The following is a 12,518-nucleotide window of genomic DNA, read 5'->3' on the forward strand; positions in this document are numbered from 1 at the left end:
GGCAAGGCCCTCGGCGGGGCGTCCGGCGGCTACGTCGCCGCGCACCAGGAGATCGTCGACCTGCTGCGCCAGCGCGCCCGCCCGTACCTGTTCTCCAACACGCTGGCGCCGATGATCGTGGCGGGCACCCTCACGGCCCTCGACCTCGTGGAGACCGCCGGCGACCTGCGCGAGAACCTCACCCGCAACGCCGAGCTGTTCCGCCGCCTCATGACCGAGGCGGGCTTCGACCTGCTGCCCGGCGAGCACCCGATCGTCCCCGTGATGTTCGGCGACGCCGTGCTCGCCGCCAAGGTCGCCGAGGCGATGGGGGAGCGTGGCGTGTACGTCACCGCGTTCAGCTTCCCCGTGGTCCCTCGCGGCGAGGCGCGCATCCGCGTGCAGCTGTCCGCCGCGCACACGCCCGAGCAGGTCCAGGCGTGCGTCGACGCCTTCGTCGCGTCGCGAGACGCCGTCCGGGAAACGACCACGGCCTGACGATCCGACCGGTCCCCCGCAGCCGCGCAGGGCACGCGACGGACGGCATCGGTCCCGGCGACAAGAGAAGCACCCGCCCCGGACGACGGTCCGAGGCGGGTGCTTCACCCTGTCACTGGACAGGACCGGCCTACATATCAGCCGTCGATCGCGCGCACCTCGACAAGGGTGGAGTGCTCAGGCCAGAGCACAGGCAACTGAAGCCCCACCGACATCAGAGCGACGCCCGAGAGCACCACGCCGTCGCCGCTGCACCAGTCGGGCTCGGGCTGGTAGCCGGGCTTCTCCCCCACCGACAGCGCACGGACCCGGTAGAACCGGTCAGCGCCCAACCCCCGCAGTCGCGCCAGCGGCGGTGCGTCCGGCGCGCACCAGCTCAGTGCGGCCACCTCGAACAGTCCCCGGGAGCCGTCGAGCGACACCACGCCGTGGCTCCACATGCTCTCGTCCGGGTCCGGCCCGCGCCACACCCGGCCGGTGCAGACCACGTCGCGAACCTCCTTGTACAGCGCGACCCACCGTGACAGCTCGGATCGCTCCTCCGGTGTGGCCGACGAGACGTCCCACTCGATGCCGAAGTGGCCGAACAGCATCGTCCCCGCTCGGAACGACAGGTCATGGGTGCGCCCCGTCGTGTGCGACCGCGGCGAGGCGACGTGCGCACCCATGAGCTCCGGAGGGAGCAGCTGGCCGGTCCAACGGTGCAGCCGCTGCCGCTCCAGCGGGTCGTTGCAGTCCGACACCCAGACCCGGTCGGTGTGCTCCAGGATCCCCAGGTCGATACGCCCGCCCCCGCCCGCGCACGACTCGATCTCCAGGTCGGGGTGGGCCGCCTTGATCTCCGCAAGCATCCGGTAGAGCGCCAGGGTCTGCGCGTGCTCTGCGGGCACACCGCCGGCGGGCTGGACGCCGCCCTCCACGTGCGAACGGTTGTGGTCCCACTTCACGTAGGAGATGTCGTACTCGTCGAGCACGGCGAGCACCTGGGCCAGCACGGCGTCATAGCACTCCGGGATGGACAGGTTGAGCACGTGCTGCGTGCGCTGCTCCACCGGAAGCTCGCTGCGGGCCGCCATGATCCACTCGGGGTGGGCACGCGCCAGATCCGAGTCGAGGTTCACCATCTCCGGCTCGAACCACAGGCCGAACTGCATCCCGCGGCTCGTGACGGCGTCCACCAGCGGGTGCAGTCCGTCGGGGAACACGTCCGACGACACATGCCAGTCGCCCAGCCCCGCCCTCGAGTTCCGGCGCCCGCCGAACCAGCCGTCGTCGAGCACGAAGCGCTCGACGCCGACCTCGGCCGCGAGCTCCGCGAGGCCGATCAGCCGCTCCGGTTGATGGTCGAAGTACACCGCCTCCCACACGTTGAGCGTCACCGGCCGGCGCGAGTCCACGTGCGAGGCACGGGCCCTCAGGTGGTCGTGGAAGCGGTGGGCCACGCGGTCGAGGCCGACGGCGTACGACGCGTAGAGCCACGGTGTCTCGTAGGACTCGCCTTCGGCGAGACGCACCTCGCCGGGCAGCAGGAGCTCACCACCGCCCAGCTGGCGAACGCCGGTCCCGGTGTGCTCGGCGACGTGGTCGGTGTTGCCGCTCCACGCCACGTGCACACCCCAGCACTCACCGCGCTCGAAGTCCGTCCCCTTCTCCATCGCGTGGAGCACATAGGCCGCGTCGCACCCCGGAAGCCCCTGACGGTTCTCCCGCACGTGCGCGCCTACACCGAAATCCTGACGCTGCGGCATGCGTTCCATGCCCCACCGGCCACCGAAGTCGAGCAGCTCGGTGGCCTGCCCAGGCACCGGCAGGACGACGGAGAGCCGTTGCAGGTCATAGGCGGCACCGTCGTTGCGGAGCCGGGCGCGGGTGCGCACGAGGCCCGACGGCAGCATCTCGATGGTGATGAGCAGAGCCAGACGGGCCTCGGGATCCAATGCGTCGAGCTCGACGACGCCCGCCCCGAGATCGACGTGGGCACCCTGTTCGAGACGGTCGCCGTCGACGCGGATCTCGTCGAGCCGGAACTTCGTCGACCACGAACGGCCGGCGCGCGAGCCGACGAGGCCGGGGCGGCCCATCCAGCCCGTCCACGGTTCCGGCACGAGGCTCGGTCGGTCGGCACCGATGTCCGAGGACCTGTTCCCGGGCGTCGCCGTGTCGATGATCGTGCGCGCCAGCTCGCCGTCGAGGTCGCCCAGCGCGGCACCCCAGTGCCGCACCACGGGCAGGCCGGTGGCGGGAATCTCGAGGAGGACGGAGCACCCGGCTGCGTGGAGGTGCAGAGAGCCGGGCAGAGTGGTCGGGGGTTCTGTCTGTGAGGTCACAGCGGAACGCTACGCGGATCCAGCCGGTTATGTAAGAGGTTCCATAAGACATTTTGGAAAGTAGTGCGGCAGGATGCGGGGATGGTCACCGCCACCCCTTCGCGCATCGCCGCTCTCGACGCCGTCCGGGCCCTCGGCGACGCGACCGTGAGCGAGCTCGCGGCACGCGCCGGCATGTCGCGCCCGACGCTCGACTCGGCCCTGGGCTGGCTCGCGGAACGCGGACTCGTCGAGCACCGGGTCGACGTCGTGCAGCCGCACGAGTACGGAGGACGCCCCGCTCGTCGGTCCCGGTTCCGGGCCGACGCCGGCGCGGTCGCCGCCCTCGACCTGGTCGGCACCTCGATCAAGGTGGCTGTGGCCGATCTCAGCGGACGCTGGCTCACCTTTCGCACCACGGACGCCCCGGCGCCCGACATCGCCCGACCAGGCATCGAGCCCCTCGAGACCGCGCTCCGGTCGGCGCTCTCCGCGGCCGGCGTGGCGCGCGAGGACCTCCGGGCTGTCGGGATCGGGGTCTCCGGTGTCGCCCAGGCGGACGGGACCATGACGACGTCGCCCCTCGTGCCCGCATGGGAGGGACGCGCCCTCGGGCCGGAGGTCGAGGCCCTGCTGGGCGCGCCCGTGACCATCGACAACGACCTCTCGCTCGCGGCCGTGGCGGAGGCAAGGCACGGCGCGCTGCGGGGGGTCCCCACAGGCGTGTACGTCCAGACCTGGCCACGCGTCTCGGCCCGGGTCGTGCTCGACGGCTCTCTCGCGCGCGGCCGCCAGCGGATGGCAGGCGAGATCGGCGCGGTGCGGGCCTTCAACACGGCCGTGCACGCCTCGAGCCAGCCCTTCGGGCAGGAGCTCGCCCGGTTCGACGATGCGCTCCAGCGTCTGCGGGCAGCTCCCGACGACGCCGAAGGGCTGACAGTCCTCGAGAACCTGATCGAGGGCATGACACCGGCCGTCACCGCACTGGCCCTTGCCCTCGCCCCCGACGCGATCGTCCTCGGCGGACGCCTGGGCCACTACGCGGACCTGCTCGCCTCGCCGCTGCGGGCCGCGGTCCAGGCGTTCGTCGTCGCCGGTCCCGCCGTCGACCCGGTGGTCACGGGCGCCCGGCTCGTCGACCGCGGCGTTCTGGTCGGCGCGTTCGACCAGGCGTTCGCGCGGTTCGGCAGCCAGATCTACGGCCTCGACGGCGTCCCTGCTCCCGTCCAACGATTCGGCCCTGAGGAGCGGTGACGTCGCGAGGGGGCGGGGCGGGCACACGCCCTCCTCACATGACGGCGAGCTCGCGCACTCGTGCCGTCTCTGACTGGACGGGCCTCCCACGCACGAGCACGCCGTCGCGCACGAACCCCTCCTCCCGCCCGGTGAGGTACCGCACCAGGACGGCCCGCCAGGCGGCGACCTCCCCCGCGCGGTCCGGCTCACCGGCGAGGTTCCGCAGCTCGTGCGGGTCCTCCTCGAGGTCGAAGAACTGCTCGACCCCGCGTTCGGACGCCCACAGGAACTTGCGTCGGCCGTCGGTCACCCACTGCAGCGACTGGTCGAAGTGCACATGCTCACCGTGGATCACGTCCCGCCACTCGGGCTCCTCGCCCAGGGCCCACGGCAGGAGGGAGCTCCCGTCCACCGTCTCCGGGCACGTGACGCCGGCCATCTCGAGGACGGTGGGCATGAGGTCCCGCAGCTCGCACACGGCATCGACGACATGGCCGCGGCGCGCGTCGGGGAAGAACGCCGGCGCCGGCCGGACGAGGAACGGGACGCGCGCGCTGCCCTCGTAGCCCACGCTCTTGCGGTACATGTCGTGGTCGCCCATCATCTCGCCGTGGTCGGAGACGAACACGATCGACGTCTCGGCGAGGAGCTCCAGCTCCGCGAGGCCCTCGAGCAGCCTGTTGATCTGCAGGTCGATGTGGCTGATGTTGCCGTAGTACCCACTCATCGCGCGGTGGTGCGCCTCCGGATCGAGGCGCCCCATGACCGTCTGATGGTGGTTGTCGCGCCGGAACTCCTCGAACTCGCCGACCCAGTCCCCGACGGGCGGCGAGACGCGCGTGCCGAGGTAGTACTGGTCGAACGCCCACTGCGGCGGGTTGAACGGTGCGTGCGGCCGGTGGAACGAGACCCAGCTGAAGAACGGGACCGTCGGGTCCCTCCGCTCGAGGAAGTCCAGCGTCTCGTGAACCACCCAGTTGGTCGGATGCAGGCGCTCCGGCCGGCTCCACGGCACCGCCACCATCGAGTTGCAGCCGACTCCGTCGTCGAAGTAGTCCGCCCGCGCGTCCTCGCCCGGCTGCCTGCGCAGCCAGGTCAGGTAGTCGTCGTTGGCCGACAGGTGCCGCCCACCGTAACGGCGGCCGAAGTGCAGGAACCCGTCATGGAGCCGCACGTCGTCGAAGCCGCAGCGCGACCTCTCGGGGTAGACGTGCATCTTGCCGATGGCCTGCGTCTGATATCCGGCGTCCCGCAGGACGCCCTGCATGGTGATGGGGTGCGCCTCGGAGAAGGGGATCCCGTCCCGGTAGCCCGTGCGACCGTGCCGCTCCGGCGACTGTCCCGTGAACATGGCGACCCGTGCCGGGACGCACGTCGGCGTCGCCGAGTACGCCCGAGAGAATCGAGTGCCCATCCCCGCGAGCTCGTCGAGGTGCGGCGTCTTCACGACCGGGTGCCCCGCCGCGGAGAGCGCGTCGCCGCGCCACTGGTCCACGCAGACGACCATGATGTTCGGTCGCGCGGCCGGACGCCGCCGCGGACCGGCCGCCCGAGACGTCTCGAGCGGCCGGCCGGGCGAGAGTCCCGCCGTGCGGCCCGCTCGACCAGATGTACCGCCAGTCCGCAACGCAGGCTGGTCGAACTCAGGCTGGATCACCACCGTGTGGCCCCTTTCGGATCAAGGACAGGCGGGCGACCCGCCAGGCGTCGGGCACAGGGCTCGGCGGTACCGCAGCCTCATCGCAACGCAGGCTCGTAGCCCGTCGGACGCCGGAGGAAGTCGTCCAGCACCAGGCTCGCCGACGCCCTGTCCCAGACGTCCTGATCGATGGGGCGGTACACGATCGATCTCTCGGGGCCGCCAAGGAGGTCGCGGCACCGTTCCCGCGCGACGCGCAGCGTCTCGTCGACGTCGGCCCGATCGCCGAGGAAGCCCGTGATCGTCGTGGTCGCGGGGTTGAGGAGCTCGATCAGGGCGCCGGTCGACTCACCGAGCCACCGCGCCCTGTCCTGCCGCATGGCCGCGACGGCCGGCGAATCGGCCGCCACGAGATCGTTCCAGGCGACGTCCGGCGGCGCGACTCCCGCCGCAGCGGCGCGAGCGTGCAGGCCACGGTTGCTCACCACCTGGCCGAGGCAGTCGATCCGGCCGCAGCGACAGCGCTCACCAGGGCCGCCGGCGACCGGGAAGTGCTCGACCTCTCCCCCGGTCGCCCCGGGCCCCCGCAAGAGTCGCCGGTCCACGATCAGTGCGGCGCCCACCACACCCGCGACCAGGATGGTGAGCGACGTGTCGCCCGACCCTCCGCCCCGGCCCCAGAGGTCCATCAGCGCCAGGCAGCGCACCGAGGTGTCGACATGCACCGGCAGACCGAGGGCGTCGAACGGGGCCCCGAGGTCGACGTTGTCCCATCCGAGGAGCGGTGACTCGACCACGGTCCTGCGGTCATGGTCCACCCGTCCCCCGGTGCTCACACCGACTCCCAGCACGCGACCCGCGCCCGCCCCCTCGATCAGCTCAGCGACGGCCCGGACGGCGCGCCGCACGACCTCGGCGGCGGTGGAACCCGGCTCATGAGCGACCCTCGTGCTGCTCAGCCGCGCACCGCCGAGGTCGAAGACGGACGCCGTCGTCGCGTCCCTCCGGATGTGGACACCAACGAGCAACCGACCCCCCGGAGCGAAGTCCAGGGGCGTCTCCGGGCGGCCGGCGCCGACGCGCCCCGCCGTCCTCCGAGGGTCCAGCTCCACGAGCAGGCCGCCCGCGACCATCGCCGACGTGAGGCGGGTGACCGTCGTGAAGCTCACGCCAGTCGCCCGGGTCAATGCCTTGCGCGCCATCGGACCACCGGATCGCAGCGCCGCCAACAGGGCGGACGCGCTCCTGTCGCGGGCATCCGCCGGCGTCGACGTTCCGCTGATCAGCTCCGCCGCCGGCCATCTCTCGAGGGTCACCCCCCGACCGTATCGGTGGAGGTTGTCTCCCACAAATAGTCAAAGTCAGTTGATCCAAGGGTTGACAGTAATTGCGTCCCGGGCCAAGACTGTGCGCCACGACACACCCTGCGGGGCTCGCGCTGCTGCGTGCCCCGACGGCAAGGAGGACCCCGTTGGACCGACCCACCCACGACGCTGCGAGATCGGCGACCGGGGGCCCGCAGCGGCCGCACATCCTGCTGCTGCACTGTCACGACCTCGGTCGGCACCTGCACTGTCTCGGCGCCCAGACCGTCGTCTCCCCCCGTCTCGACCGGCTCGCGGACGAAGGCGTGGTGCTGAGCAGCATGTTCGCGACCGCACCCCAGTGCAGCCCGTCGCGAGCCAGCCTCTTCACCGGCCGCTGGCCGCATACGAACGGCGTCATGGGACTGACGCACGCGACGTTCGCCTGGGACCTGAACGAGGACGAGCGGCACCTGGCGACGCGCCTCCACGATGCCGGCTACACGACCGAGCTCATCGGCGTGCAGCACGAGGCACGGTTCACCTCGAACGAGCAGATCGCTGCCAGGCTCGGTTTCGACCGGGCCAGCGTCGGGGGGACCGCAGAGAGCGTGGCCGAGCGGACCGTCGACGCACTGCGCCGAAAGGCTCGCGAGGACGGGCCGTTCTTCCTCCAGGTCGGGTTCTTCGAGCCGCACCGGCGCCCTGGACCGGGCGACGAGCCCGGCACGATGGGGTTCCTCGGTGACCACGTCCACCCCGACCGGGAAAGGGGGGTGGCGGTCCCGGGCTACCTCGAGGACACGGCGTCGGCTCGCGAGGAGGTTGCCGAGCTCCAGGGAGCGATCCGGCACATGGATCGCGCCGTCGGGCGCATCCTGGACGAGCTGGACGCTCTGGAGCTGGCGACGAACACGCTTGTCATCTTCACCACGGACCACGGGCTGGCGCTCCCCCGCGCCAAGTGCTCCCTGTACGACCCCGGTCTCGAGGTCGCGTTCATGCTGCGCTGGCCGGGTCGCGGATGGACCGGCGGCCGCCGCGAGGACGCGCTGCTCACGAATCTCGATCTCGTCCCCACGCTCATCGACGTGCTCGGGCTCCCTGCCGACGACCCACAGCCCCACGGGCGTTCGTTCCTGCCGCTGCTCGACGGAGAGGAGTACGCCGCTGCGGAGCACGCGTTCGGCGAGATGACGTTCCACGACTACTACGACCCTCGTCGCACCGTCCGCACGGCGACCCACCGCCTCATCGTCAACTTCTCGGCTGCGCCCGGGTTCATGGACCCGTCCCAGTCCTGGAACCGCCGTTGCCGTCCCGTCGATGGATACGCGCACGACTGGACCGACCCGCACCCCAGCGTCGAGCTCTATGACCTCCGGAAGGACCCCCTCATGCTCGACGACGTCGCCGACGATCCCCGCTACGCCGAGGTGCGGACCGTCCTCCTCGCAGCGTTGGTCGACTGGATGCGCGAGACCGACGACCCCCTGCTCGAGGGCGCGGTGACCGGCCCGTTGCACCGTGCCAGCGTGGCCGCGCTCCTCGAGCCGAGCGGTGCAGCGCCGGACGTCCCCGCGACCGTGGGGAGCTGAGTCACGACATGCTCGGATACTCCCTGCGACGCCTGCTCCAGATGGTGCCGATCCTCCTCGGTACGACCTTCCTCATCTTCGCCCTGGTGTTCGCCCTGCCGGGCGACCCGATCGCGGCGATGAGCCCCGACCGGCCGCTCCCCCCGTCGACGGTCAATGCGCTCCGCGAGCAGTACCACCTGAACGAGCCGCTCCTCGTGCAGTACTGGTACTACGTCAGCGGGATCTTCCACGGCGACTTCGGCACCGACTTCTACAACCGTCCGGTCTCCGAGCTGATGGCCCAGCGTTGGCCGGTGACCCTGCAGCTCGCCGCGACCGCCTTCGTGATGAAGGTGACGATCGGGCTGGTCATGGGCATCTGGTCGGGCCTGCGACGCGGCCGGGCCGCCGACCACTTCGCACTCGGATTCACCGTGCTCTTCCTCGCGCTGCCCGGCTTCGTCGTCGCGATGGGCGCGCAGTGGATGTTCGGCCTGAAGCTCGGCTGGTTCCCCGTCGTCGGCATCCAGGAGGGCTGGCCGATGGCCTTCATCCTGCCGGCGCTGGTGATGGCCATCGAGGGTTCGGCAGGCCTGTCCCGACTGACCAGGAGCAGCCTGGTCGACGTGCTGCGGGCCGAGTACCTGCGCACCGCACGCGCCAAGGGGCTCTCCCCCGGCCGCGTGATCTGGGGGCACGCCTTCCGCAACGCGATGGTCCCGGTCGTCACCTACCTCGGGCTCAGTCTCGCGGGGATGCTCGGCGGCGCCGTGATCATCGAGTTCATCTTCAACCTGCCCGGCATCGGCGGCCTGATGGTCGAGTCGCTGACCCGGCAGGAGGGCACGGTCGTGGTGGGCATCGCCACCGTCCTCGTCCTCGCCTACCTGATCTTCAACCTCCTCGTCGACCTCAGCTACGGCCTCATCGACCCTAGGATCCGCAATGACTGAACTCGCCGAGCTCGGCGCCCGCGAAGACGCCGTCACCAGCTCCGCGCCGAAGCCCGAGCACGCGCTGCGCCGTCTGCTGCGCCAGCCCCGGTTCGCCATCTCCGCCGCGCTCGTCCTGCTCGTCCTGGTGATGGCGGCCTTCCCGTGGCTGTTCACCAGCATCGACGGCCACGACCCGGCGAACTGCGATCTCGGCGTCGGCATCACCGGGCCGAGCGCCGCGCACTGGTTCGGTACCGACACGCTCGGCTGCGACTACTACTCGAAGGTGATCTACGGCGCCCGACCGTCCATCGTCATCGGCTTGGCCGTCACCATCGCGTCCTTCGTGATCTCCGCCGTCGTCGGCAGCATCGCCGGCTACGTCGGCGGCTGGGTCGACGGCCTGATCTCCCGCATCTGCGACGTCATGTTCGGCCTGCCGTTCATGCTCGGCGCGATCGTGGTGCTCCAGCTCTTCGAGCAGCGCACCGTCGCCACCGTCTGCCTCGCGCTGACACTCTTCTACTGGCCCGGCGGCGTGCGATTCATGCGCTCCGCCGTGCTCGGGGTGCGCAACCGTGAGTACGTCCAGGCCAGCAAGGTCCTCGGAGCGGGAAACGTCCGCATCCTGCGCCGGCACGTGATCCCCAACTCGCTGACGCCGCTGGTCGTCCTCAAGACCCTCGGGATCGGAGGTGTGATCGCCGCGGAGGCGGGGCTCACCTTCATCGGCATCGGGCTCGCGAAGCCCGCGGTCTCCTGGGGTCTGCAGCTTGCGGACGCCAAGACCGAGATCACGACGAACCCCCACCTGCTCCTCTTCCCGTCCATCTTCCTCAGCGTCACGGTCCTGGCCTTCGTCCTCTTCGGCGAGTCCGTCCGGGATGCGCTCGACCCCAAGAACCGGTGAGGCCCATGACCCACGAACCACGCCCTCCCGTCCTTGAGGTCCGCGACCTCGTCGTCGAGTTCAGCACCCGCCGCGGCCTGGTCCGCGCGGTCGACGGGGTGTCCTTCAGCCTCCGGCACGGCGAAGCCCTGGGAATCCTCGGCGAGTCAGGCTCCGGCAAGTCGGTCACCGCCGGAGCCGTCATGGGGATCCTCGAGTCGCCCCCTGCGCACGTCCGGGACGGCCAGGTACTCCTCAACGGGGAGGACCTGCTCGACATGGATCCCAAGGATCGGCGCGCCCTGATGGCCAGCACGGTCTCCATGGTCTTTCAGGACGCGCTCACCGCGCTCAACCCGGTCCATCCCGTCGGACGACAGATCGGCGAGCTCTACCGCGTGCACCGGGGGATGTCCCGGCGCGACGCCCGCGACCGCGCCGTCGAGATGATGCGCCTGGTCAACATCCCCGATGCAGAGCGCCGGGTGGACGACTATCCGCACCAGTTCTCCGGCGGCATGCGCCAGCGCATCATGATCGCACTCGCGCTCGCGCTCGACCCCGAGGTCCTGATCGCGGACGAGCCCACCACCGCCCTCGACGTCACCGTGCAGGCCCAGATCCTTGACCTGCTCGGCAAGCAGCAGCGCGAGCGCGACATGGGACTCGTCCTCATCACCCACGACCTGGCGGTCGCGTCCGAGGTGACGGACCGTGTCGCGGTCATGTACGCGGGCCGGATCGTGGAGTCCGGCACGGCCGCCGAGGTGCTCACCGGCCCAGCCCACCCGTACAGCCGCGGCCTGTGCGACTCCGTGGCGAGCGCCGAGCTGAAGGGGAGCCGCCTCCCGGCGATCCCCGGACAGCCGCCGGACCTCGCCGCGATCCCCGCGGGGTGCGCCTTCGCCCCCCGGTGTGCGCGCGCCACCGACATGTGCCGACACGACCGGCCGTCGCTGCTTGCCGTACCGGGGGGACACCCGGGGCGCCAGGCTGCCTGCCACTACGCCGAGGAGGCGATCCACGTATGACCGTCACTGACGTCCGACCGGCCGACCCCGCGGCGAAGCCGGTCGCCCCCCTGCTCGAGCTGCGCGACGTGACGCGGCACTACAAGACCGGACGGAGGTTCCCCGCCGGTCACCGGTCCGTGGTGCGGGCCGTGGACGGGGTCGACCTCACGATCGGCCACCGCGAGTCGGTCGGCGTCGTGGGCGAGTCGGGCTGCGGGAAGTCGACGCTCGCGCGGATCGTGGTCGGGCTCGAGCAGCCGTCCGAGGGCCAGGTGCTGTTCGAGGGCCATGACGTGGCCGAGCTCCGGGGTGTCGACCGCCGCGAGTGGCGGCGTCAGGTCCAGCTCGTCTTCCAGGACCCGTACAGCTCGTTGGACCCCCGCATGACCGTCGGGGAGCTCGTCGGCGAACCCTTCGAGATCCACGACGACGTCGTACCTCGGAACAAGCGGCGTGCCCGGGTCCAGGAGCTCCTCGAGCTGGTGGGCCTCAACGCCGGCCACGTGGACCGATACCCGCACGAGTTCTCGGGCGGTCAGCGACAGCGGATCGGTATCGCGCGCGGGATCGCGCTCAGCCCTCGGCTGCTCGTCTGCGACGAGCCGGTCTCCGCGCTCGACGTCTCCGTACGCGCGCAGGTGATCAACCTGCTCCTGGACCTGCAGGAGGAGCTCGGTCTCTCCTATCTTTTCATCGCCCACGACCTGCAGATCGTGCGCCACGTCTCGAACCGGCTGCTCACGATGTACCTGGGCAAGGTCGTCGAGACGGGCGAGGTCACCCGCGTCTATGACCGGCCGGCCCATCCCTACACCAAGGCCCTCCTGTCCGCAGCGCCTGAGCTCCGGGCCGATCGGCCCGGACGGGACCGGATCCTGCTGCAGGGCGACCCGCCGTCACCGATCGGCACCGAACCGGGATGCCGGTTCCGGTCACGGTGCTGGATGGCACAGGACGTGTGCGCCGAGGTCGCGCCCGACCTGTCGCCGGTCGGAGGCACCGACCAGCTCTCGCGCTGCCACTTCCGTGAGGACGTGGTGGGCGACCGGGGGTGAGCCCGCGGGGAGCACCACCGCGGCACAAAATATATAAACAGCCGATTTTTCCACCACACAAAATACAGAGAATAAGAAAACCCA

General features: G+C 70.8%; 10 protein-coding genes. 7 read left to right on the forward strand and 3 right to left on the reverse strand.

The features are described from left to right. The coding region (locus tag ACFWDO_RS16485; RefSeq protein WP_380347048.1) for an aminotransferase class I/II-fold pyridoxal phosphate-dependent enzyme at positions 1-477 on the forward strand (477 nt) is incomplete at its 5' end. Positions 478-614: 137 nt separating this feature from the next. On the opposite strand, the gene ACFWDO_RS16490 is transcribed toward ACFWDO_RS16485, so the two are convergent. After that, complete coding sequence (locus ACFWDO_RS16490; protein WP_380324156.1) at positions 615-2,804, reverse strand: alpha-galactosidase; 2,190 nt, start codon at positions 2,802-2,804, stop codon at positions 615-617. A gap of 81 nt (positions 2,805-2,885) precedes the next feature. Between ACFWDO_RS16490 and ACFWDO_RS16495 the strand changes: the two genes are divergently transcribed. Next, positions 2,886-4,037 carry an ROK family transcriptional regulator gene (locus ACFWDO_RS16495; RefSeq protein ID WP_380324153.1) on the forward strand — a complete coding sequence of 384 codons (1,152 nt, stop codon included), beginning with the start codon at positions 2,886-2,888 and terminating at the stop codon, positions 4,035-4,037. 34 nt (positions 4,038-4,071) lie between these two features. Here ACFWDO_RS16495 and ACFWDO_RS16500 read toward each other — a convergent pair whose 3' ends face one another. Both ACFWDO_RS16500 and ACFWDO_RS16505 read right to left on the reverse strand, forming a co-directional pair. Further along, positions 4,072-5,529 carry an arylsulfatase gene (locus ACFWDO_RS16500; RefSeq protein WP_380324162.1) on the reverse strand — a complete coding sequence of 486 codons (1,458 nt, stop codon included), beginning with the start codon at positions 5,527-5,529 and terminating at the stop codon, positions 4,072-4,074. 227 nt (positions 5,530-5,756) lie between these two features. Then, a complete protein-coding gene (locus tag ACFWDO_RS16505; protein ID WP_380324150.1) occupies positions 5,757-6,827 on the reverse strand; it encodes an ROK family protein in 1,071 nt (356 codons plus the stop codon). Between the two features lie 302 nt (positions 6,828-7,129). On the opposite strand from ACFWDO_RS16505, the gene ACFWDO_RS16510 reads away from it, so the two are divergent. From ACFWDO_RS16510 to ACFWDO_RS16530, 5 genes are read left to right on the forward strand one after another with little or no spacing between them, the layout of a single operon-like run. Continuing rightward, entirely contained in the window at positions 7,130-8,560 is a 1,431-nt protein-coding gene (locus tag ACFWDO_RS16510) for a sulfatase (RefSeq protein WP_380324147.1), read from the forward strand. An 8-nt stretch (positions 8,561-8,568) separates the two neighbouring features. Then, entirely contained in the window at positions 8,569-9,495 is a 927-nt protein-coding gene (locus ACFWDO_RS16515) for an ABC transporter permease (protein ID WP_380324144.1), read from the forward strand. Then, positions 9,488-10,387 (forward strand): ABC transporter permease, encoded by a 900-nt coding sequence (locus ACFWDO_RS16520; protein ID WP_380324141.1) that lies wholly within the window; start codon positions 9,488-9,490, stop codon positions 10,385-10,387. The genes ACFWDO_RS16515 and ACFWDO_RS16520 overlap by 8 nt, the downstream gene beginning before the upstream one ends. A gap of 5 nt (positions 10,388-10,392) precedes the next feature. Continuing rightward, a complete protein-coding gene (locus ACFWDO_RS16525) occupies positions 10,393-11,397 on the forward strand; it encodes an ABC transporter ATP-binding protein (protein ID WP_380324138.1) in 1,005 nt (334 codons plus the stop codon). Next, positions 11,394-12,434 carry an ABC transporter ATP-binding protein gene (locus tag ACFWDO_RS16530; RefSeq protein ID WP_380347051.1) on the forward strand — a complete coding sequence of 347 codons (1,041 nt, stop codon included), beginning with the start codon at positions 11,394-11,396 and terminating at the stop codon, positions 12,432-12,434. The genes ACFWDO_RS16525 and ACFWDO_RS16530 overlap by 4 nt, the downstream gene beginning before the upstream one ends. The last annotated feature ends 84 nt before the right edge of the window (positions 12,435-12,518 follow it).

It is taken from the genome of Isoptericola sp. NPDC060185 (genome assembly GCF_042728595.1).
Classification (GTDB): Bacteria; Actinomycetota; Actinomycetes; order Actinomycetales; family Cellulomonadaceae; genus Isoptericola.

Excerpts from the sequence above, each read along its gene's own strand:
- ACFWDO_RS16530 (WP_380347051.1), top strand. The coding sequence starts at position 11,394 with ATGACCGTCACTGACGTCCGACCGGCCGACCCCGCGGCGAAGCCGGTC.
- ACFWDO_RS16495 (WP_380324153.1), top strand. The coding sequence starts at position 2,886 with ATGGTCACCGCCACCCCTTCGCGCATCGCCGCTCTCGACGCCGTCCGG.
- ACFWDO_RS16520 (WP_380324141.1), top strand. The coding sequence starts at position 9,488 with ATGACTGAACTCGCCGAGCTCGGCGCCCGCGAAGACGCCGTCACCAGC.
- ACFWDO_RS16525 (WP_380324138.1), top strand. The coding sequence starts at position 10,393 with ATGACCCACGAACCACGCCCTCCCGTCCTTGAGGTCCGCGACCTCGTC.
- ACFWDO_RS16515 (WP_380324144.1), top strand. The coding sequence starts at position 8,569 with ATGCTCGGATACTCCCTGCGACGCCTGCTCCAGATGGTGCCGATCCTC.